At 60.3% G+C, this 20,324-nt stretch carries 21 protein-coding genes and 2 pseudogenes; 14 read left to right on the forward strand and 9 right to left on the reverse strand.

What is annotated here, in order from left to right:
* A pseudogene (locus MESS2_RS12515) lies at window positions 1–265 on the reverse strand (hypothetical protein); the annotation flags it as partial.
* Between the two features lie 36 nt (window positions 266–301).
* A complete protein-coding gene (locus tag MESS2_RS12520) occupies window positions 302–1,057 on the reverse strand; it encodes a DUF4142 domain-containing protein (RefSeq protein ID WP_008874622.1) in 756 nt (251 codons plus the stop codon).
* Between the two features lie 478 nt (window positions 1,058–1,535).
* Between MESS2_RS12520 and MESS2_RS12530 the strand changes: the two genes are divergently transcribed.
* The 6 genes from MESS2_RS12530 (at window position 1,536) to MESS2_RS12555 (ending at window position 5,462) form a co-directional block, all read left to right on the forward strand.
* Complete coding sequence (locus tag MESS2_RS12530) at window positions 1,536–1,940, forward strand: gamma-glutamylcyclotransferase family protein (RefSeq protein ID WP_008874624.1); 405 nt, start codon at window positions 1,536–1,538, stop codon at window positions 1,938–1,940.
* A gap of 364 nt (window positions 1,941–2,304) precedes the next feature.
* Window positions 2,305–2,667, forward strand: a complete 363-nt coding sequence (locus MESS2_RS12535; RefSeq protein WP_008874625.1) for a response regulator — start codon at window positions 2,305–2,307, stop codon at window positions 2,665–2,667.
* Between the two features lie 240 nt (window positions 2,668–2,907).
* Entirely contained in the window at window positions 2,908–3,510 is a 603-nt protein-coding gene (locus MESS2_RS12540; RefSeq protein ID WP_008874626.1) for a hypothetical protein, read from the forward strand.
* A 528-nt stretch (window positions 3,511–4,038) separates the two neighbouring features.
* Window positions 4,039–4,194, forward strand: a complete 156-nt coding sequence (locus MESS2_RS33305; RefSeq protein ID WP_244439958.1) for a hypothetical protein — start codon at window positions 4,039–4,041, stop codon at window positions 4,192–4,194.
* Window positions 4,195–4,342: 148 nt separating this feature from the next.
* Window positions 4,343–4,870, forward strand: a complete 528-nt coding sequence (locus MESS2_RS12550) for a YciE/YciF ferroxidase family protein (protein ID WP_008874627.1) — start codon at window positions 4,343–4,345, stop codon at window positions 4,868–4,870.
* 145 nt (window positions 4,871–5,015) lie between these two features.
* Entirely contained in the window at window positions 5,016–5,462 is a 447-nt protein-coding gene (locus MESS2_RS12555) for a GFA family protein (protein ID WP_008874628.1), read from the forward strand.
* Window positions 5,463–5,472: 10 nt separating this feature from the next.
* Here MESS2_RS12555 and MESS2_RS12560 read toward each other — a convergent pair whose 3' ends face one another.
* On the reverse strand, window positions 5,473–6,471 hold the full coding sequence (locus MESS2_RS12560; protein ID WP_040592819.1) for an ATP-dependent DNA ligase: 999 nt from the start codon (window positions 6,469–6,471) through the stop codon (window positions 5,473–5,475).
* A 120-nt stretch (window positions 6,472–6,591) separates the two neighbouring features.
* On the opposite strand from MESS2_RS12560, the gene MESS2_RS30925 reads away from it, so the two are divergent.
* Window positions 6,592–7,742 (forward strand): IS630 family transposase gene (locus tag MESS2_RS30925; RefSeq protein WP_085987197.1). Its coding sequence is split into 2 segments (ribosomal slippage): window positions 6,592–7,045 and window positions 7,045–7,742, totalling 1,152 coding nucleotides; the frame shifts between segments, so codons are not numbered across the junction.
* Window positions 7,743–7,785: 43 nt separating this feature from the next.
* On the opposite strand, the gene ku is transcribed toward MESS2_RS30925, so the two are convergent.
* Complete coding sequence (ku, locus tag MESS2_RS12575) at window positions 7,786–8,619, reverse strand: non-homologous end joining protein Ku (protein ID WP_008874630.1); 834 nt, start codon at window positions 8,617–8,619, stop codon at window positions 7,786–7,788.
* Window positions 8,620–8,728: 109 nt separating this feature from the next.
* Between ku and MESS2_RS12580 the strand changes: the two genes are divergently transcribed.
* On the forward strand, window positions 8,729–9,997 hold the full coding sequence (locus MESS2_RS12580; protein WP_008874631.1) for a DUF763 domain-containing protein: 1,269 nt from the start codon (window positions 8,729–8,731) through the stop codon (window positions 9,995–9,997).
* A gap of 14 nt (window positions 9,998–10,011) precedes the next feature.
* On the opposite strand, the gene MESS2_RS12585 is transcribed toward MESS2_RS12580, so the two are convergent.
* Window positions 10,012–10,458, reverse strand: coding sequence for a PPC domain-containing DNA-binding protein (locus MESS2_RS12585; protein ID WP_008874632.1), 447 nt, complete (start codon window positions 10,456–10,458; stop codon window positions 10,012–10,014).
* A gap of 26 nt (window positions 10,459–10,484) precedes the next feature.
* Window positions 10,485–10,802, reverse strand: coding sequence for a hypothetical protein (locus tag MESS2_RS12590; RefSeq protein ID WP_008874633.1), 318 nt, complete (start codon window positions 10,800–10,802; stop codon window positions 10,485–10,487).
* Window positions 10,803–11,015: 213 nt separating this feature from the next.
* Here MESS2_RS12590 and MESS2_RS33310 point away from each other — a divergent pair, with 213 nt between their 5' ends.
* From MESS2_RS33310 to MESS2_RS12605, 4 genes are read left to right on the forward strand one after another with little or no spacing between them, the layout of a single operon-like run.
* Entirely contained in the window at window positions 11,016–11,321 is a 306-nt protein-coding gene (locus MESS2_RS33310; RefSeq protein WP_167332438.1) for a hypothetical protein, read from the forward strand.
* Window positions 11,224–11,796 carry a (2Fe-2S)-binding protein gene (locus tag MESS2_RS12595; RefSeq protein ID WP_040592824.1) on the forward strand — a complete coding sequence of 191 codons (573 nt, stop codon included), beginning with the start codon at window positions 11,224–11,226 and terminating at the stop codon, window positions 11,794–11,796. Before MESS2_RS33310 ends, MESS2_RS12595 begins: the two co-directional genes overlap by 98 nt.
* 1 nt (window position 11,797) lies before the next feature.
* Window positions 11,798–12,817, forward strand: a complete 1,020-nt coding sequence (locus MESS2_RS12600) for an FAD binding domain-containing protein (RefSeq protein ID WP_008874636.1) — start codon at window positions 11,798–11,800, stop codon at window positions 12,815–12,817.
* 4 nt (window positions 12,818–12,821) lie between these two features.
* Window positions 12,822–15,101: a xanthine dehydrogenase family protein molybdopterin-binding subunit gene (locus MESS2_RS12605; RefSeq protein WP_008874637.1), complete on the forward strand. Its 2,280-nt coding sequence runs from the start codon at window positions 12,822–12,824 to the stop codon at window positions 15,099–15,101.
* Between the two features lie 125 nt (window positions 15,102–15,226).
* Here the strand turns inward: MESS2_RS12605 and MESS2_RS12610 are convergent, their stop codons facing one another.
* The 3 genes from MESS2_RS12610 to MESS2_RS12620 form a co-directional block, all read right to left on the reverse strand.
* The gene (locus MESS2_RS12610; RefSeq protein ID WP_008874638.1) at window positions 15,227–16,198 is read right to left on the reverse strand and encodes an SDR family oxidoreductase; all 972 of its coding nucleotides are present in this window, start codon (window positions 16,196–16,198) and stop codon (window positions 15,227–15,229) included.
* Between the two features lie 659 nt (window positions 16,199–16,857).
* Entirely contained in the window at window positions 16,858–17,787 is a 930-nt protein-coding gene (locus MESS2_RS12615; protein ID WP_008874640.1) for a hypothetical protein, read from the reverse strand.
* 107 nt (window positions 17,788–17,894) lie between these two features.
* Window positions 17,895–18,197, reverse strand: a complete 303-nt coding sequence (locus MESS2_RS12620; protein ID WP_008874641.1) for a hypothetical protein — start codon at window positions 18,195–18,197, stop codon at window positions 17,895–17,897.
* A 128-nt stretch (window positions 18,198–18,325) separates the two neighbouring features.
* On the opposite strand from MESS2_RS12620, the pseudogene MESS2_RS33315 reads away from it, so the two are divergent.
* Window positions 18,326–18,857, forward strand: a pseudogene (locus MESS2_RS33315) (DDE-type integrase/transposase/recombinase); the annotation flags it as partial.
* On the forward strand, window positions 18,854–20,149 hold the full coding sequence (locus tag MESS2_RS12630) for a sodium/calcium exchanger type membrane protein (RefSeq protein ID WP_008874643.1): 1,296 nt from the start codon (window positions 18,854–18,856) through the stop codon (window positions 20,147–20,149). The pseudogene MESS2_RS33315 and the gene MESS2_RS12630, both read left to right, overlap by 4 nt.
* The last annotated feature ends 175 nt before the right edge of the window (window positions 20,150–20,324 follow it).

Genomic DNA, 20,324 nt, shown 5'->3' on the forward strand with positions numbered 1-20,324 from the left:
CGAGCCAGCCGGCCGCAACGACCGGGCCGACGCCGGGAATGGCCATCACGCCAAGTCCGGTAAGCAACCCTCCCGCGCCTCCGATCGCCGCGCCGACCCCAGCGCCCGCGGCGGCGTCCTCGCCGCTTTCGGAGGCGGCCTCCTGATGTTGGCCGCCATTATTGCTGGCGACCATGCTGATATCGGATATGCCCATGGATTCGAGTTCACCGACTGCATCGGAGGCATCATCATAGTCGTCGAAAAGCGCTGTGATGGTTTGCATTCTGGTATCTCCTTCTTAGGTCAATTGGTGACGGGCTCAATCGGCGCCGGCAAAGACATTGCCTTGATAGTCGAGCGCCACTTGCGTGCTCTTTCCGTCCTTTTTCGCTTGGCCGCGCCAGATCCCCTGGTCATCCTTTGTGAGCGCGGAAACGTCGGTGTAGCCGGCATCCTGGATGCGGCTCTTGGCCTGGTCCTCCGTGAAGCTGTTGGCGCCCGGGACCGGGGCGGCTGGTTTGGGGGTCGATGCCGATTTGACCGCTGGCGTGCTGGCATCGGCCGCGGCCGGCTTGCCAGCGCCCGAGGCCGCGATCTTCTCGATCATGTCCTGATGCATCTCGAGCGTCGGCAGGGTCTCGGCGGCAAAGGCCTTCAAACCGGCGTTGTCTCCGTCCTTGGCGTAGGACCGGAACAGGTTCACCGCATCGGCATGTGCGCTGCGCTGCATCTGAACGTAAGGCTGGTCGATATCCGCCGTGCTGTTCTGCAGTTTTTCCAGATCGCTTTTATGCGTGGCATCCAGTTCAGCCGGCACTTTCAGTTTCTGCTCGCCGGCGATCGTTTGGAGCTTGGCATTCGCCGCGCCATGATCGTCGATCATCTTTTGAGCGAAATCCTTGACGTTCCGGTCCTTGGCCTTGTCGATTGCGATCTTGCTCGAATTCACTTCGAACAGACCGCCAACAGCAGCCTTGTCGACGAAACTCTGCGCGTCCCCGGCAGCGATGGCAGGAAAGGTCAACGCTAGCGCGGTGGCGACGGCAAGTGGGGCGAGAGGTGTCCGCGTATTCATGATCCCAAGCTCCTTTGCTCGAATGGGTGAAACCGAACAATCATCCTTGGGCTTTGTTCCCAATCGAGATTTGCGATCCTCAATTTTGAAGACGCCCCCTGCCGCTTGCCAGGCTGCCTTATCGCCGAGATTTCCTGTTTCGGGTGGGTTTCGCGCTCCGGCCGCGATTGTTGTCGATCGTTATGTGATCTCCGATCATCAATTCGACGGCTTCCTCCTTCGTCAGGCCGCACTTGCGGGCAAAATAGCTCGCCTCGAAAATGAGCTCTGCGCTGATCCGCTGCTCCTTGTCCCTGGACTTTGGTTTCCTCCTGCTCATCTCCGTGTCGCTCCTCGAAGGAGGTTGGGCTGCCCGAAGTGGTTGGATTGCCTAACCGGCGAAATCGAAAAATGATCCATGCGCCCCACAACTCCCGTGCGGAACTGTGACACGACCCGACTGTTGCCGAGCCGATAGGCAAACATCGGCGGAGCCGCAGTGAAACTATTTGTCTTCGGCACACTCAAACGTGGGTTCGCGCTGCATGAAAAAGGGCTGATCGGCGCAACCTATCTTGGACGCTACCGGACCGGACAGCCCTATCCAATGGTCATCGCAGGTCAGTGGTATGCACCGATGATGATCAATCGTCCCGGCGATGGAATGCGGGTCTGGGGCGAACTCTACGAAGTCGAAGCTGATCGGTTCGCGATCCTCGATGCACTGGAATCCGTCGGCAACCCCGGCAATTTTCGTATCGCCATCGATGTGGTGCCTGACGCCGGCGGCTCTTCGATCCGGGCCATTGTTTACATGAAGGCAGCGGAATTGGCCGTGCCGTTGCACTCGCAACCCTTGGCCGAGTTTCTCGACAGGCGCTTCGTCCCACAGTGGGAGCAATAGGTCACGAGGGGATGCCCCGTAGGACTCCATTGGTGGACGAAAAAGCGCTGGCAGCCCCGACCTGGCGCCGAGATGGTTCCAACAATCCTGCACGACACCTCAAACATGTGCCAATCGGAACAAAGGCCACGCCGCCCGATCGAAGACATCATCATCGATCCCGCCACAGGGGATGCCAGGGGACGGAAGCCCTAGTTGCGCACGACGAAGCGGACAGCAGACGCCTTGCAGAACCCCTCTGCCTTACGCCGAGTCCTCCATTAACATTTGAAAGTGACTCTGTCCGTGATTGGGGTACTCTCCCCTGCGATCAGCGAAACTGATCCGAGCAAATTCCGGCCTATAGGCAGCGGGGAGGAAGGACATGAGAAAGCCGCTCGCCCTCATTGTTGAGGACGAAGCCATGATAGTCATCGATCTTGAGGCTTCGTTAAAGCGGGCCGGCTTTACGGTTGTTGCGGCACCCACCTGCATACGCACACAACAAATTCTGGCGCTTGTCGATCCAGACATCGCAATCCTGGATGTCCTTTTGCACGACTGCGAGACCGGCGAGGTCGCTGAAGAATTCGTAGCTCGGCAAATACCATTTCTAATCTATAGCGGCACGGATCTTGAAGGTCGAAGCGACGCCTTCAAATGCGGAACATTTGTCGCCAAGCCCACTGACGCATCCGAACTCGTGAAGCTGATGCTTTCGATGGCCCGCCCTTCCGGCCTTCGGTAGATCTGGCGCTGTGATTATTTGCGACTGTCTGAGGGATGGTCGCTATCGAGTTCTCGGCCGTGATTGTTTCCGCGCGTTGCGCGGGAACCATTTGCACTGTCCGCTGTTCAGTAGCGACTGGGTGCCTGGCCGAAGCGACAGGCGATCCTATGCAAGCGAACAAGAAGCAGGGGACCTTCGGCGTGGCGAGCGACAGTCGCGTGTGGTTTTTCGGGGCCGATCTGACCTGGAGGGAAATCGATGCTAGCGGATCCGACGGTCCTGATCCTGATGTATTTCGTGCTGCCGGTATGGCTGATCGCCGGGTTTGCCGACTGGCTCTGTCATCGTGCGTCGCATATCGAGTCCACCACCGGCGCCAAGGAGTCGCTGATCCACCTTCTGATGTTTGTGGAAGTCGGCATTCCCTTGCTGGCCGCCATGTTCCTCGAGATCAATGCCTTGATCATCGCCACGATGATTGTTGCCTTCCTTGTCCATGAGGCGACGGCAATGTGGGACGTTCGCTACGCGACGACGGCGCGCACCGTCAGTCCGATCGAACAGCACATCCATAGCTTTCTGGAGATGATTCCGCTACTGGGACTGGTCAGCGTTATTTCGCTTCATTGGCCGCAATTTCTTGCTTTGGTCGGTATCGGGCCCGAAGAAGCTCGCTTCGATCTGGTGTGGAAGCCGCAACAGTTGCCGACAATGTATATCGTGACGGTGATGACCGTGATCCTGCTTTTCGAATTGCTCCCGTACGTGGAAGAATTGGTGAGAGGGCTGCGGGCAAATGCAGGCAGGCTGGTCCCCTTGAAGGCCAGGCAAGGAGAGGCCGGCAAGACAACCCGGCGGTGAATAAAATAAGCGGCCACACCGCTCTGGCCGGTTAGGTCGGTGAGTTGGTCGGCGCTATTGAATGAGCGCTGGCCAATCAGTCGGCGAAGCGCTGAGGACGTAAGCCAATGCACACCGTGGCTGCCCTTCGAGGCGATATCATCACTGCCGCCGATGACCTGCCCGACGGTTTCTCTATCGGCCTGACCTGATAGCCGGAGGAAGAGCAGGATCTGCTGCGCCAGCTTGAAAGCATGCCTTTCGGGCCCTTCGATTTCCATGGTCACCTGGCAAACCGCCAGGTGGATTCGGATTGCGCTACGACTATGACCGGGGCGAAGTCGTCGAGGCCGCCGCCAGGAGACAAAGTTGCAGCGTTTGCCGGATCGGCGGCCGATGTTTTCGTACGGGTTCTGATCAACGAATGGCCCGGAGCAGGCATAGGCTGGCATCGCGACAAGCCGCACTTCGAGGCAATCGCCGGGTATCTCTGCTTACCGCCTGCAGCTGCCGGCGTCGCCGAAAGCCGAGCCAAGATCGGCCTAACTGATGAAAGGTCCGGCGCGCGCCGAATGGGAGCACAGTATCCCGCCTCTTGCCGAACATCGCTACTCGATCACTCTACGCAGCTTGCTGTCGGGCGCGCAGCTGATCGCCGACGACGTCGGAAATACGGTTTGGCGGGTGACCTCGGCGACGCCGTGACGGTTCGTGCTCCGTCCATCGAGAGACCGGGCCAGGCCAGTCAGACGAATTTTGCGATGTCGTGCACTGCCAACGGAACAAGTTTCCGCCAGTCGGGTTATCGAACGCCTCCTTTTTTCAGAGGTGCTTCAACCAAGGGGAAACGATCATGGCGACGACAAGGAAGGCCGCGAAGGCGGCAAACAAAGGCCTCGAGGACCTGTTCCTCGATGGATTGAAAGACATCTACTATGCCGAAAAGAAAATACTGAAGGCGCTGCCGAAAATGGCCAAAGGCGCGGAGTCGGAGGAGGTCGCCGCGGCCTTCGAGAAACACCGTATGGAAACAGAGGGCCAGGTCGAGCGCCTCGAGGAGATTTTCGAGATCTTCGGCAAAGCCGCGCGCGGCAAGACCTGTCCGGCGATTGACGGTATCCTGGAAGAAGGTTCGGAAATTCTCGAAGACTATCAAGGCGCGCCCGCGCTCGACGCCGGCCTGGTTGCCGCCGCACAGGCAGTCGAGCACTACGAGATCGCGAGGTACGGCACTTTGGCTGCCTGGGCCGAGCAACTCGGAAAGAGCGATGTCGTCGACCTCCTCAATGCAACGCTCAAGGAGGAGGTCGCGACCGACGAAGCGCTTTCCGGTCTCGGCGAGGGCGGTGTCAACGAGCGTGCTCTCCAGGAAGCCGCGTAGTCCCATCGGTACCTGCTGCGGGCGGAACCCTGGCAGGCCCGCCAGGGCTCCGCCTTTGCTATGGAACGGTCCCCCACGCTCCCACGCAAATTTTCGGCATCCTCCGCAGCCGAGGAGCTGACTTAGGCGGAAGGAGGACAGCTTGATGAACAGGGTCGAGACCGGTGCTTGTTTCTGCGGCGCCATCAAGGCCGAGATGCATGGTGAGCCGTTCTGGATATGCTCCGACCACGATGACGATTGCCGCAAGGCGCTGGGAAGTCCTCTCACCGTGTGGGTCGGCTATCGGTCTGCGGAATTCAAATTGCTGACCGGCACGCCAAAGACGTTTTCAAAGACGAGAGGAGTGCTGCGCGGCTTTTGTTCGGATTGCGGGACATCGATATCCTATTTCGACCAGGGTCTGCCTGAAGAACTTTATTTGGCGATCGGCTTTTTCGACCATCCGGAGCGCTTTCCGCCGCAGGCGCATGCCTATTGGCACATGAGATTGCCGTGGGTCGATTTTCGCGATGAATTGCCGCGCGTGGAGACCTATTCGAGACAACGCGATCCATCGTTCGGAAATCCGAGCGAACGAGGAGGAATCTGACTGCCGCGACCTAGTCGAGCTGCTCGAACGTGCATTGGCGAGGCAGCTTGTCGGGCCGCCACCGCAACAATCTGGTCCCGTGCCGGAAACGGTCGCCGCTCACATGATCGAAACGCACCTCGACCACAAGCTCAGGCTTCACCGGCTCCCACTCTCCACTGCGCTCCGTACTCCAGCGGCTCGGCCCGCCCGGCGCCCTGCCGGTAAAACCCGGTTCGGCGCGAAGTCCCTCCAGTTGCCTGGTCAAGTCAGGCCTGGTCTCGTTGCCGATGGTCGAGGTGAAGCCGACATGGTCGAGCCTGCCCTCATCGTCATAAAGACCAAGCAGAAGCGAGCCGACCTCGCGGCGGCCGGCCAGATAGCGAAATCCACCGACGACGCAATCGGCGGTGCGCATCCTTTTCACCTTGACCATCGCACGCTCGCCCGGACGATAGGTGTCGCCAAGCTGCTTGGCGACGATGCCGTCGGTCGACCCATGGCCGGCGTCCTTCAACCAGCGTCCGGCGGTGGCGGCATCGCGGGTAAATTTCGAAAGCTGCAGCCCGGAGCTTCGCGCTGAGGCGAAAAAGGCCTCGAGCGCTTCTCTCCTTTCGGCGAGCGGATTTGCCATCATCACCTTGCCGCCTGGCGCTGCCAGCATGTCGAAAAGGACAAGGGTACCGGGCGTCTGTGCGCTCAGCTTGCGAATCCTGCTTGCGGCAGGGTGAAGACGCGCCTGCAGCGCTTCAAACGAAAATGAGCCGCCGGCCTCGATGACGATCTCACCGTCTGCGACAAATTGTTTCGCCTTCAGTTCCTGCAATGCGATGACAAGTTCGGGAAAGTATCGGCCAAGCGGCTTTCCCGACTTGGCGCGCAATTCGACCGCAGCCCCGTCCTTGAACGCAAGGCAGCGGAAACCATCCCACTTCGGTTCATATTGCCAAAGATCGCGATCGCTGGGGATACTGTCGGCGATCCTGGCTTCCATTGGCGGAGTGTCGAGTGGTAGGGCAAATGCGCTCATGACCGGATGCACTCAGCCTAGACCGTTAGCTTTCAAAATGCGGACTAGTCGCTCGTTTCAACCAATTCGAAAGGATTGAGTGATTCACTTTTGCAGCCACTCTTGGCGACGGAGGCGATCATGGCTGCGAAGGAGATTTCGGTAAAGAAGTATGTTGTGAGGCTGAGTGGGGCGGAACGCGAGCAGCTTGAGGCGTTGCTTGGCAAGGGAAAGAGCCCCGCGCAACGACTGCTGAAGGCGCGCATATTGTTGAAGGCCGATGTGTCGGAAGCCGGCGAAGGGTGGAGCGACAGCCGAATCATCGCGGCTCTGGATACCAGTCCATCGATGCTTTACCGGGTGCGCAAGCAATTGGTGGAAGAGGGCCTTGAGGCTGTGCTGAGCCGCAAGCAACGCGCCGCACCGGCGGTTGCGCGGATTTTCGACGGCGAGAAAGAAGCCAAGCTGATCGCCCTGGCCTGTTCCAAGCCTCCCAAGGGCCGCGCGCGCTGGACCTTGCGGCTGTTGGAGAACAAGGTGGTGGAGCTTGGCATCGTCGAGCGGGCCAGCGACTCAACGATCGGCCGGACGCTCAAAAAAACACGCTCAAGCCGCATCGCCGGCAGTGCTGGGTGATCCCGCCGAAGGCCAACAGCGCATTCGTCGCGGCGATGGAAGACGTGCTGGCCGTCTACACGCGGCCACGCGATGCTGATCGCCCGCTGGTCTGCCTGGACGAGACCTCAAAGCAACTGATTGCCGAGACGCGCGTGCCGATCCCGATGAAGCCGGGACGCCCGGCCCGGTTTGACTATGAGTACGCGCGCAACGGCACGGCCAACCTGTTCATGATGTTTGCCCCGCTCGAGGGCTGGCGCCACGTCGAGGTCACCGATCGCCACACCGCGGTGGATTACGCTCACGTCTTGAAGGAACTGGCCGACATACACTTTGCCGATGCCAGGCAAATCGTTCTCGTCCAGGACAATCTCAACATCCACTGCAAGGCTTCACTCTACGACGCCTTTCCTGCCGCCGAAGCCAGGCGGCTGGTCGAGCGCTTCGAATGGCACTACACCCCGAAGCATGGCAGCTGGCTCAACCTGGCGGAATCCGAACTCGGCGTCCTCGCCTCACAGTGCCTCGATCGCCGCATCGCTGACAAACCCACCCTCAGCGAGGAAGTCGCCGCATGGCAGTTCGACCGCAATGCTCAACACACCAAGGCCAACTGGCACTTCACAACCCCAGACGCTCGCGTCAAACTCAAACATCTGTACCCGTCATGCTGAATGAATCGAGCGACTAGTATTCTTTCTCTGCCATGTCGGGTTCCTACGCACTTTTGCGCTTGCGCGCTGACGCCTTGGACTTGGCGGAGGACGCTCCGCCTTCCTTGGCGAGGCTCTTGCGCAATATGTCGGCGAGGTTGACCACGTTTGTCTTCGGCTTGGGCGCCGCTTTCGGCGGCTTCTTGCCCTTGCGCTTCGCATCGATCATCGCAATCAGCGCGTTTTCGTAAGTATCCTCGAATTTTGACGGATCGAATTTGGCCGGCTTCTTCTCGATCAGCAACTGAGCGATTTCGAGCATCTCCGGGTCGACTTTGCGCGCCTTCAAATCCTTGAACACGGTCTCGGCGGAGATCATCTCGTCATGGGTGCGCAGCTCGGTCAGCAGCATGCCTTTGCCCAAGGGTTGGATCAGCACTTCCCGACCGCGCTGGTAGAGTACCACGCAGGAACGCGCCGCGACTTTCTTCCTTGCCATGGCGTCACGGATCACGGCGAAAGCTTCGAGCGAAGCGCCGTCAGCGGGAACCAGATAATAGGGCTTTTCAAGATAGCGCGCGTCGATATCGCCAAGCGACACGAACTCGTCGACCTCAAGCGTGTGCTGCGACACCAGCTTGATCTTCTTGATCTCGTCCGGCTCGATGTGGATGAGTTCATCTTTTTCGGTCTCGTATCCCTTGATCTGGTTCTCCGCTTCGACCAGGTCGCCCGTCTCTTCGTCGACATAGGCGCTCTTCACGGGGAGGCCGTCGTCGCGGTTGAGGATTTTGAAATGGATTTTTTCGGCCTCGGTGACGGCACCGATAATCTTGACGCCGCACGACACCGTTCCGATCTTCAGGAAGCCCTTCCAGGCCGCACGCGGCGAAGCCATCTTTTCATCCTTGTCTGGTGATCAGGTCTGACAATCGAACGGGCGTTGGCAAGATTCGTTCCTGACTGTGTAGATGAGGGCGTTTCTTTGAGCGCGATCGGAGAAGGACGTGGCGCAGCGATCTGGAAGTGCTGATCTTCCGCTTCATGGCGGACGAGTGCCGAAATGGCTCGGCGATCGCATGATGCGCCTTGGCGCAGTCATGTGCGAGGCGATCGTCCATCACTACGGCCGCGAGGAATTGCTGCGTCGTCTGGCGCACCCGTTCTGGTTCCAGTCCTTCGGCGCCGTCATGGGTATGGACTGGCATTCTTCGGGGATCACGACCAGCGTCATCGGCGCGCTGAAACGTGGCCTGACGCCGCTGTCTGGCGAGCTTGGCATCCATGTCTGCGGTGGCCGCGGTGCGCATTCGCGCAAGACCCCGCACGAGCTAGCCGCCATCGGCGAGCGCGTAGGCTTCGACGGAACTGAACTTGCAACCGCGAGCCGGCTCGTTGCCAAAGTGGACAGTGCCGCGGTCCAGGACGGCTTCGACCTCTATCTGCATGGGTTCATCGTCACCAACGATGGGAGTTGGGTCGTCGTGCAGCAAGGCATGAACGGCGACAGCAGGGTCGCGCGCCGTTACCACTGGCTATCCGAAGGCCTGAAGAGCTTCGTCGACCAGCCTCATGCCGCGATCGAGGGGGAAAATCAGGGCGAAATCGTCAACCTGACAGACCGGCGCGCGGGTGCCTCGCGTCAAGGACAGTTGGAACTTTTGCGCGATCTCGGGCCGGATCGTATCGTGAGGGAACTCTCCGCCCTGGAGCGCGGCACTGCGGCCGCCCCGGAACAGCCGATGCTGCCGCATCTGATCATGCCGGCACACCATGATGTGCGCGAAAGCGACGTCGTCATGCGCCGCCTGCACGGCAACATCGCGGCGGCCGCCGATCGCGGTCCTGCCGACTTTTCAGAACTCCTGCTGGTGCCCGGGGTTGGCGCGCGAACCGTGCGTGCGCTGGCGCTGGTTGCCGAGGTGCTGCATGGCGCCCCTTGCCGGTTTTCCGACCCTGGACGGTTCTCGCTGGCGCATGGCGGCAAGGATCGGCATCCGTTTCCGGTGCCGCTCAAGGTTTATGACGAGACGATCGGCGTGCTGAAATCAGCGGTACGGAAGGCCAAGCTTGGCGGGCAGGAAGAAATCGGCGCGCTGAAGCGGCTCGACGATCAATCGCGACAGGTTGAACGATACGTCACTGGTCCGAGCCTCAAGGAAATCGTCGCCGGCGAGTTCGATCAATCGCATCTGCTCGGCGGCCGCAGTGTATTCGGTTGGGAGAAGGCGCCTGAGATGTCGGCTCCGGAGCGGAAGAGGAATGGAGACGAGTGAGGTTGGCAGCCTGCTCAGGCGTCCAGATCGATCAGAGCGATGCCAAGCTCAGGACGCTTTTTGCGCCGGAGGTGGCCGGGAGTCTCGACCAGCGTGACCTCAAGCGTCGGTCGGACAAGTCCGTTGAGCAGATGTCCGCCCCGCGTCGTGCCATCGCGCAAGCCAAGCACCGCATGAACGTGAAGGCTGGGCTTGCCGTCATCACCTGTCGCAACGTCGCCGATCGCACTCAGCACCTCGCACTGCTTGAGGATCGTCGGTATCCTGTGATAGTCGTTTTCCTCGAAATCGAACCAACCGACGGTCGCCCTTTCGAAGGCGCCGATGGCGGTGAGCGAAGCACCGCCGATATTCTGGTCGGTAGCAAACGAAGTCAGTGCCGCGAAGGCTTCCTCGCCGGTGTCGAGCACCACGACGAACGTCCTTTGTCCACTGGCCTCGCTGACAAGCTGTGATTTCATGCCTCTGCTCCGAGCATGTCGACCTGTCAATGCGCACGGTGTTCGGCGTTACGCTTGCGGGTCGCCGCAGCCTTCTTGGCCGCTTCCGACCGGCTCGCGGCTGAGCGAGAGGCTGATGCCCTGCCGCCCTTTTCGCCACCCTTATGTGCAGCCGGGTTACCGGTGTGCCTGCCACGACCGGAGCCGCCCTCCTTTTTGCCGCCGCCGTCGTCCTTGTTGACTGTCGCCCATGCCCGACGTTCAGCTTCCTTCTCGGAGACGCCGCGCTTCTCGTATCCTTCGGCAATGTGATCGGCTTTGCGTTCCTGCTTGCCGGTGTATTTCGATTTGTCGCCTCGTGGCATGACAGTTTCTCCTGTTGACGGAGTCTGAACGGGAAGCCAGCAAGAGAGTTCCAACCACAAACAGCCTTCTCGCTGGCATGGCTGCGGATCGGACGGGACAGATGTTATTTGCCATTCCTTGGCCAGAATATGAAACCGGGAAAACTATCCTGTTCACCATACCGCCGTGCCCGGTTGACGCGGTCCGCAGCATTGAACCAACGGCAGTGCTCAATGAACGTTCCCCCGAGCGCGGCGGCGAGCTTCATGAAGTTCGAGCCCGGCCTCGATGCCTCGGAAGAAATTCGATCACACCAACGTGAGGAGGGAACCTTGTTCCCGCTTGATGGTTCGGGCCACTTGAGCCAGCCGGGAGCCAGCCATGTCCAATGCCACATCAACCAGCAGCCCGAACTCTCCAAGCCTCAGCCGGCGCAGCTTCATGACCGGGTCTGTTTCGGCGGCCGCGGCAATGCCGCTGATGGCACCGCCGACGAAAGCCGCCGAACCGTCATCTGCGAGGCGGGCGGAGCCGCATGATCTCTCGGCGGTTGCGATGCGGATCAACGGACAGGTCTACAATCTTGGCCTCGACAACCGCACAAGCCTGCTGGACGCGCTGCGCGACCATGTCGGCCTGACCGGCACCAAGAAGGGCTGCGACCACGGCCAGTGTGGCGCCTGTACCGTACTTATCGACGGTAAGCGGGTACTTTCGTGCCTTAGCTTTGCGGTCATGAACGAGGGCAGGGAGGTGACGACCGTGGAGGGGCTGGCATCGGCTGACGATAGCCTGCACCCGATGCAACAGGCCTTCATCGACAATGACGCCTTTCAATGCGGCTATTGCACACCGGGCCAGATCATGTCCGCCATCGGCTGTATCAGCGAAGGCCACGCCGGCTCGGAGGACGACATCCGCGAATATATGAGCGGCAATCTATGCCGGTGCGCGGCCTATCCGAATATTGTCGCCGCCATCCTCCAGGCTCGGGACGAGATGAGGAGAGCCTGAGATGCGCCCGTTCGTCTTTGAACGACCAACCAATATTTCGGCAGCGGTAGCCCTGGTCTCATCTTTTGCCGACGGGCGCGCTCCGACACAGGCCGATGTCCAATTCATCGCCGGCGGTACCAATCTTGCCGATTACATGAAACTAGGGGTGGCGAGGCCAAGGCGTTTGGTTGATCTCAATGATCTTTCCGAACCCGCGCTGCGACAGATCAGGATCAGCGACGGCACCATTCGCTTCGGCGCCCTTGTCAGGATGGGTGAAGCAGCCGACAGGGGCGACGTCAAACGTCATTGCCCGCTGCTCGCGGAAAGCCTGAAATTCGCCGCCAGCGCCCAAATCCGCAACATGGCCAGCCTCGCCGGCAATGTGTTGCAACGGACGCGATGTGAATATTTTCGTGAGACGTCCTGGCCGTGCAACAAACGCGTGCCGGGCTCCGGCTGCGCGGCAATGGAAGGCTTGAACCGGCAGCATGCGGTCCTTGGAACGAGCGACGCCTGCATCGCCACCTATCATGGTGATTTCGCCCAGGCCTTGATCGCACTCGACGCCGTGGTCGATGTCGAGGGAAGGCACGGCACGCGGCAAATACGGTTTGCCAAGCTGCATCAGCTGCCCGGCGATACGCCTGATGTGGAGACCGATCTGGCCGCCGACGAAGTGATCACGGCGATCAACGTCCCCTTCAGTGAGTGGAGCCGCCGCTCGCGCTACCTCAAAATACGCGATCGCGAATCCTATGCATTCGCGCTGGCTTCAGCGGCTGTGGCTCTTGATATGGACGGCGATACGGTCAGGCAGGCGCGCATCGCGCTCGGTGGCGTGGCGACGGTGCCGTGGCGGGCAAGATTGGCGGAAGAAGCACTGGTGGGAAAGCGGCTCGATCAAAGTGCGGCCGAAACCGCCGCTGATGCAGCGTTCGCGGAAGCGAAGCCGCGCCGGCACAACGAATTCAAAGTACCGCTCGGCAAACGCACGCTAGTGCGTGCCCTGATCGAAACGCGCGACATGAAGGTCTAGGACAATGAACCAAGCTGCTCCCGCGCCGAAGGAGAATATGGGAAATCCCATCCCGCGGGTCGACGCGGGACTAAAGGTCACCGGGCAAGCTGGCTATCCTGCCGATCTTGCCGTTGCCAATGTCGCCTACGGCGTACTTGCAACCAGCAACATTGCCAAAGGCAGGATTTCCGCTCTCAGGCTGGACAAAGCCCGCGCCATGCCCGGTGTCCTCGACATCGTCAGCGTCGGTGACATGGATGGCGTCGACAAGCCGAAATTTGGCAACACCGGCGCCAGCTCGATCGGCCCGTTGCACGACCGGACCATTTTCCATGACGGCCAGATCATAGCGTTGGTGGTGGCCGAAACATTCGAGGCGGCGGAGGAGGGCGCGATGCAGATCAGCGCCGACTACACACAAGAGACTCCCAGCGCCAGCTTCGATTCCGCAGGAGCGGAAATGGAGCCGGCGGCCGGCAAGAGCCCACTGTTCAAGGAGGACGTCAACGCCGGTGATTTCGAGGCAGCCTACTCGACCGCGGCCGTGAAGATCGACCAGACGTACTCGACGCCGACGCAGCATCACAATCCAATCGAACTGTTTTCGACGACGGCGATGTGGCAAGGCGACAAGCTAACGATTTATGAGCCAAGCCAGAACGTTACCGGTTGGAAAATCGAGCTGGCACGGCAGTTGAATATCGATCCGGTCAATGTGCGGATCGTCAGCCCCTATATAGGCGGCGCCTTCGGTTCCAAGGGACCGATGACGGCCCGTACGGCGATCGTGGCCGTCGCCGCGCGCCGCGTGCGCCGGCCTGTGCGCTGCGTGGTCAGCCGCATGCAGGCTTTCAACACGCAAACCTACAGGGCGGAGACGCGTCATCGCATCCGGATCGGAGCGGGCAAGGATGGCCGCATCACAGCATTTGCGCACGAGGGGTGGGAGGTGACCTCGCGGCCGGACCCCTATGTCGTCGGCGGCACTTCCGCGACCGGCCGCATGTATGACTACGGCTCCGTCCTGACGCGGGTTTCACTGGTGCACGCCGATCGCAACACTCCCGGCTACATGCGGTCGCCGCCCGAGACGCCCTACGTCTATGCGCTGGAGAATGCGATGGACGAAATGGCCGTGGCGCTCGGCATGGATCCGGTGCAGTTCCGTCGCATCAATGAGCCTCAGAAAGAGCCGATCGGCGGCAAGCCTTTCTCTAGCCGGTCCCTGATCAACTGCTACGACCAGGCCGCGGAGGCTTTCGGCTGGTCGACGCGCGATCCGGCCGTCGGCTCGATGCGTGACGGCGACTGGTTGGTTGGCATGGGATGCGCGACCGCGATTTACCCGACTGCGGCCGCGCCATGCGCTGCTCGTGTCCGGCTGACAGCCGACGGCCAGGTTCGCGTTCAGTGCGGCTCGCATGAAATTGGCACCGGTGTTCGCACCGTTGCGGCCCAGATGGCAGCCGAGAGACTTGGCGTCGACATCGACAAGGTAGCCGTCGAGATGGGGGACAGCGCCTTGCCGCCAGCCCCGGTATCGGGTGGCTCGATTTCGACGGCGAGCGTGTGCTCGGCGGTGCTCAAGGCGTGCGAGGCAGTGCGCGAGAAGCTGTTCGTGGCGGCAGCAGGCAACGATGGTCCTCTTGCCGGGTCGGGCAATGCGAAGCTGGACATGACCAACGAAAAGGTAGTCACCGAGACCGGCAAATCCGCAAAGCTCGCCGACGTCTTCAAGGCGATGCAGATCGGCGCTATCGAGGAATACGCTGAATTCGCGCCAAACGGTTCTTCGCCCGAAGCGTTGAAAAAACTCTATGCCGGGCAAGCCGAGTTCCACGGCGGCGACCAGGACAAGGATTCGGTGAAATACGCCTTTGGCGCAGAGTTCGTCGAAGTGCGCATCAACAGCTATACGCGGGAGATACGCGTGCCAAGGATGGTTGGCGCTTTTGCCGCCGGGCGTATCATGAACACGCGGACGGCGCGAAGCCAGCTGATGGGCGGCATGATCTGGGGCATCGGCCAGGCACTGCATGAAGCGACGGAGATTGACCAACGCCACGCCCGCTATGTCAACCGCGACCTGCAGGACTATCTCGTGCCAGTCAATGCCGATATCAAAGCGGTCGACGTGATCCTTGTTCCGGAGGTTGACCATGAGGTCAACCCAGCAGGCGTCAAGGGGCTAGGCGAGCTCGGCAATGTCGGAACGGCGGCCGCTGTGGCGAGTGCGGTCTACCATGCAACGGGAAGACGCATCCGCGATCTACCGATCAGGATCGACGACTTGATCACCTGACTATGCGCGCCGATTCCAAGCAGGGCGAACAGGAGTACAACCTACGCACCTCGCCCCTTGGGCCATGCTTTGCGGGCGAAGCCGTTCCATCACTTGCAAGGATCGACACCAGCGAGTCAGGGGCCTTAATAGCCGCCGACCACAGGCAATATTTCGCCGGTGATATAGCTTGAGCAGTGCGGCGAGGCGAGGAACACATAGGCCGGAGCGAGTTCCTCCGGCTGTGCCGGACGTTTCATCGGCGTGTCGGCGCCAAATTTCGCTACGTCGTCGGCTTCCTTGTCCGACGGGTTGAGTGGCGTCCACACCGGGCCCGGCGCCACGGCATTAACTCTGATGCCCTTGCCGATCAGATTGCCGGAGAGAGCCCGCGTGAAGGCGTGAATGCCGCCCTTGGTCATGGAATAGTCGACGAGTGCCTTCGAGCCTTCGATACCGGTTACCGAGCCGGTGTTGATGATGGCCGAACCGGGCCTCATGTGCGGCACCGCTTCCTGGGCCATATGAAAATAGCCGTAGAGATTTGTCTTAAGCGTCGTGTCGAAATGCTCTTCGGTAAGCTCGCCGAAATCGCTGGAGTGAATCTGAAAGGCCGCGTTGTTGACCAGGACGTCGATCCGGCCGAATTTTTTCGCCGTCTCCGCAACCGCCTTGCGGCAATGGTCGCGCTCGCTGACATCCGCCTTGATCAGGATGCAGCGTCGGCCTTCCTTTTCTACTGCCGCCTTCGTCTGTTCGGCATCCTTCTCTTCGGCCAGGTAGACGATTGCAATGTCGGCGCCCTCGCGGGCGAACAGCACGGCGACCGAGCGGCCGATGCCCGAATCGCCTCCCGTTATCAGGGCTATCTTGCCGTCAAGTTTTTTCGATCCGAGATAATATGGCGCATCATAGAGTGGCGCCGGCTCTAGAGCCCATTCGTGTCCCGGTTTCGGCTGGTGCTGCTCGGGGAAGGGTGGTTCCGGATAATTGCGAGCGCCCGCCTGCATGGCGCCTTGTTTCTTGCCGTCGGCCTTTGTCTTGTCCTTGGCATCGATGCCGCGCTGGATATGGCGCTGCTTGGCGGCTTCGCCGGCGGTTTCCGATTTCATTTGCATAATCGTCTCCCTGGTCTGGAGAACGAACAACGCATGTGGCCCGAAAAGGTTTACGGCCAGCGCCCAATCGGGTCTGCTTGGGCCACGTCGCATCGCCGCAGTCGGGCAGCAGACTCAGCAATCTCAGCACGATATCCACGCTGAAGGCATCCGCACCGGCGGCTGTCTGAGTGGATCAGTTCGATTCAGCTCAGAGGCCCACCGCTGAGAGCCGGAGTCTGACACTGCCGGGATCGTCCTGCACAAGCGGAAGCGCTTTGGCGTGTTTTTGCCGTTTGGCTTCATCTACGGCGGGGGCCGAGCGCTGGCAATCTTCGCCGGCCGGTCCTTTGGCATATTGTTCTCGGGCGGCATCTTTGCGTAGCGACGAGTTTGCTCGGCGGCTCTTAGTAAGAGCTGAACGACGTCATCCTCGAATACGAGCTTTGGATTGTCCGTAGCGAACCATGGCTTTCGAGCTTCCATCGGTGCGCCCCCATCGAGCCTGAACTTGCGGTCGTGGTGAAGCGTCCTCAATTACTAGCGGTCGGTAGCGGTAGCGGGCCAGCCCGCGCCTTCTCGGGAGACACGGGCTGACGGGGATTCCCCGATCGACTGCAAGAAACTTCAACAGCAGAAAACCTGCCCCATCATCGGTTGTTCGAAAAATCCCCGATGCATCAGCGAGAGGGCGAACGCTGGACATCGTTTTGCGCAACCAACGAGCCTTCTTCGTCTCTCTGGCTCCCGCCGAGCGCTGCAGCCGCGCTCGCTATGAATGCCCCTATGATCAACGCCAAGGCTCCCAAGAGCGCGAAACTGGCGCTCGCTTTCCTCGCAGTGTCGGCCGCCGACTTGGCTTTATTTTTGGCGGCGTCAACGTTAGCAAGCACTGTGTCGACCCTCGTTTTGGCATCCGCCTCCGACAGACCGGTGCGGGAAGCGACCATTCGCACCAGATAGGTTTTGTCATCGGCTGAAACCTCGCCATTCGCAGCGCTGGCGATCAGGATGCGTGTCGCTTGCCCGGTCGCAGCATCGTTTTGGCCATTTGCGGCCACAGTCCCGGAATCAGTCGGCCGAAAGAGCGTATCGACAAAGTAGCCGAAAAAATTGTCAGTTGAGGTAGCCCCGTTGCTCGCCGCGGCTGAGGAAGCACCCAACGCAGCGCCAGAAGCCACAGAGGAAGCTGCTTGGACACTGGAACCTAGCGCTGAGGAAAGAGCCGAGCCGAGAACACCAGCAACCAGCAACGTCGCCAAAGCCCAGGCCAGGAAGCCATGAGCGGTGTCACGGAAATAGACTTCATCGGTATGCACGTTCACCCATTTGGTGCGCAGGCGACCGGCAAGGTAGCCGCCTATGCCGGCTGATAGCCATTGAACGACGATAAGCCAAATTGCCGCCGAAACCGCGAAGGTTGTGGCGGATGCGCTTGCTCCGGTCCACGGCGAAATCACTGTGAGGCCGAGGCCGGAACCGACCAGCAGCAGTATAACGGTCAGAGTCGATGCCGCAAGGGCGCCGGCGATAATCGGCCCCCATTTGACCGCCGATGGCGAAGATTCAGAGACCGACGAAACGTCGGTTGGTGAGAGGACGGTTTGCATTTCAACCCCCTACCGGGCAAAGAGCATAAGCAGAATGATGATTGGGATCGGAACCCCGAGCAACCAAAGCAAAATACCGCGCCCCATGAGGACCTCCTACTAAGCGCTTAGACGAAGTAACAATCGCTGGAGGGCTCTTTCGTTCCCGTGACGGAGTTTGAATCCTTGCGTGCTTCCGTCAATCGTGCGGCCGTCAGCGTGGTCGCTTTGATGTGGGTTAAGGACTGCGGGCCAATGCGCCTGAGGCAGTCGAGCAGTTCGACGCTCACATCCTCGATCTCGTCGAAGTCCTCCGCTCGGCACAACAGGGCCGCGAGCACTGTGAGCAGGATTTCTCGAGGGGGATAGACCACCATTCCGGGACGCGGGATCCTGGACGTCGCCGATATGATCGACAAAGCTTGCGCCATGGCCGGTCCTCCTGTCCCGGCCAAGAGAAGCCCGATTGGTTACCAGCGGTGCTAACGATTCACCCGTCTGGATGCCCGATACCGATCACGAAGCCATGCGCGACCTGATCCGGCTCCGCAGCGTGGTACTGTGGCGGGCTGTCGACCAGGAGGGCTTCGTCTTCGATGTCTTGATGCAAAGCCGCAGAAACGCCAGGGCTGAAAGGCGGCTGATGCGAAAGCTCCTGAAAGGACAAGGCCGTTCCCCACGCGCGATGATCACCGACAAGCTCGGTTCCTATGCCATGGCCGGCAGAGAGATGATGCCGGACGTCGAGCATAGCGGCACAAGGAGCTTAACAACCGGGCCGAAAACTCCCATCAGCCCACCCGACGCCGAGAACAGATCATAAAGCGCTTAAGTCAGCGAGCCAGCTTCAGCGGTTCGTCTCCATCCACGATCCGACTGCCAATCTGTTTCACTTTCCCCGCAGCCATGGCAACGTGGCGCGAAATCACTCACATCCCTGCCACCTGAAAGCAGCTCCGTCGCCTCGATCGCGTTCCCTGATCAATAACTTTAAGGTGCCGGATCGGCCGGGCGCAATTGGTTTCTTGCAACGCGCAGCTTTCTTGCCTCTATTAATTAACACCGCTCGCCTTTGGAAGGTATATCCGTGAGACGTTTCCTCATCCTTATTGCCGTGGCCGTGCTCGCAACGCTCCCTGCCGTTCTGTTCCGCGGCACGGGCTTGCGGCCCGGCCCCATTCTGGACGCCGCGATCTTCGGTGTCGCCATTCTGGCGGCGGGCTTCCTCCTTTCATGGGGTGCCGAAGCCGCTGAGCAGCATATTTCCCAGGGATTGATCCTGGCGGTTGTGGCGCTCGTCACAGTGCTGCCAGAATACGCGGTCGATCTTTATTATGCCTTTCAGGCCGGTCGCGCCGGCCCGGAATCGCAATATGTCCACTATGCCGCCGCCAATATGACCGGCGCGAACCGCCTGCTCGTGGGGCTGGCATGGCCGCTGATGGTCTTGCTTCATTGGGTGAAGGACCGTCATCGTGCGATCAGTCTGATACCCGCCAACGCCATCGAAATAGGTTTTCTACTCCTGGCGAGCCTTTACGCATTCGTCATTTTAATGAAGGGAAGGATTTCGCTGACGGATTTTGCTGTGTTGGGGGCTATTTTCGCCGCCTATGTCTGGCGGGTCAGAAATCTTCCGAAGACGGACGATCCGAATGAGGCAGAGGAAGCGGGACCGGCGGCGGCGCTCAACAAGCTCTCTCCTGCCAGGCAATGGCTCGCGATCGGCGCGCTCGCTCTAACGGCTTGCGCGGTGATTCTTGCCGCGGCCGAGCCGTTCGCCGAGGCAATGGTAGAAACCGGGCGGGCGATTGGCGTCAACGAATTCTTGTTGATCCAGTGGCTGGCTCCGCTGGCCAGCGAGGCGCCCGCAGTCTCAATCGCCGTACTGTTCGTGCTGGCCAACCGCGCCGGCAATGGCCTGACTGCCATGGTGAGCGATAAGATCAATCAGTGGACGCTCCTAGTCGGTATGCTGCCCGTTGCCATGAGCATCGGCGCCGGGGGCGTGTCGGCCTTACCGCTCGACGCCCGTCAAAGCGAGGAGTTCTTCCTCACGGCCGCACAATCGCTCTTCGGCCTCGCGCTGTTGCTGAGATTGCGCCTTGGAATCTCTTCGGCGGCGGCTCTCGCCGGGCTGTTTTTCGTTCAAGTAACACTGGCATTTTATTTCCGCAACGATGAGGCGCGCACGATCCTGACCCTCACCTGGCTTGCTTGGGCCTACCTTGCAATGGCCATGCTTGTTTTCGCTTTCAACGGGAGGCAATTGGCCGGCATACTTCGCACCACTTTTCTGTTCTCCGCTGCTGCAATCAAGAACAGCTCGAAAGAGGGTCAGACCCCGACCCCCGGTGACCGCTCACCCTCGACCCCACCGTGACATCGACTGCCAGCAGGCGATCGGGGTTCGCCTTTCAGGAGCTATGGAAAACAGCTTAGCCGCAGGATGGATTCGGCTGAGATAGCGGAGGCAATCGAGCACCTTGCGACGGCTGACAAGCGAGCGCGAGAGGAAAACACGATGAACGACAATCCCCTGTCTCGCCTCGAAGAGA

The organism is Mesorhizobium metallidurans STM 2683 (assembly GCF_000350085.1).
Lineage (GTDB): Bacteria > Pseudomonadota > Alphaproteobacteria > Rhizobiales > Rhizobiaceae > Mesorhizobium > Mesorhizobium metallidurans.

Coding starts and splice junctions, on each gene's coding strand:
- MESS2_RS12520 (WP_008874622.1), bottom strand. CDS start 1,057: ATGAATACGCGGACACCTCTCGCCCCACTTGCCGTCGCCACCGCGCTA.
- MESS2_RS12535 (WP_008874625.1), top strand. CDS start 2,305: ATGAGAAAGCCGCTCGCCCTCATTGTTGAGGACGAAGCCATGATAGTC.
- MESS2_RS12540 (WP_008874626.1), top strand. CDS start 2,908: ATGCTAGCGGATCCGACGGTCCTGATCCTGATGTATTTCGTGCTGCCG.
- MESS2_RS33305 (WP_244439958.1), top strand. CDS start 4,039: ATGAAAGGTCCGGCGCGCGCCGAATGGGAGCACAGTATCCCGCCTCTT.
- MESS2_RS12550 (WP_008874627.1), top strand. CDS start 4,343: ATGGCGACGACAAGGAAGGCCGCGAAGGCGGCAAACAAAGGCCTCGAG.
- MESS2_RS12555 (WP_008874628.1), top strand. CDS start 5,016: ATGAACAGGGTCGAGACCGGTGCTTGTTTCTGCGGCGCCATCAAGGCC.
- MESS2_RS12560 (WP_040592819.1), bottom strand. CDS start 6,471: ATGAGCGCATTTGCCCTACCACTCGACACTCCGCCAATGGAAGCCAGG.
- ku (WP_008874630.1), bottom strand. CDS start 8,619: ATGGCTTCGCCGCGTGCGGCCTGGAAGGGCTTCCTGAAGATCGGAACG.
- MESS2_RS12585 (WP_008874632.1), bottom strand. CDS start 10,458: ATGAAATCACAGCTTGTCAGCGAGGCCAGTGGACAAAGGACGTTCGTC.
- MESS2_RS12590 (WP_008874633.1), bottom strand. CDS start 10,802: ATGCCACGAGGCGACAAATCGAAATACACCGGCAAGCAGGAACGCAAA.
- MESS2_RS33310 (WP_167332438.1), top strand. CDS start 11,016: ATGAACGTTCCCCCGAGCGCGGCGGCGAGCTTCATGAAGTTCGAGCCC.
- MESS2_RS12595 (WP_040592824.1), top strand. CDS start 11,224: ATGACCGGGTCTGTTTCGGCGGCCGCGGCAATGCCGCTGATGGCACCG.
- MESS2_RS12600 (WP_008874636.1), top strand. CDS start 11,798: ATGCGCCCGTTCGTCTTTGAACGACCAACCAATATTTCGGCAGCGGTA.
- MESS2_RS12605 (WP_008874637.1), top strand. CDS start 12,822: ATGAACCAAGCTGCTCCCGCGCCGAAGGAGAATATGGGAAATCCCATC.
- MESS2_RS12610 (WP_008874638.1), bottom strand. CDS start 16,198: ATGCAAATGAAATCGGAAACCGCCGGCGAAGCCGCCAAGCAGCGCCAT.
- MESS2_RS12615 (WP_008874640.1), bottom strand. CDS start 17,787: ATGCAAACCGTCCTCTCACCAACCGACGTTTCGTCGGTCTCTGAATCT.
- MESS2_RS12620 (WP_008874641.1), bottom strand. CDS start 18,197: ATGGCGCAAGCTTTGTCGATCATATCGGCGACGTCCAGGATCCCGCGT.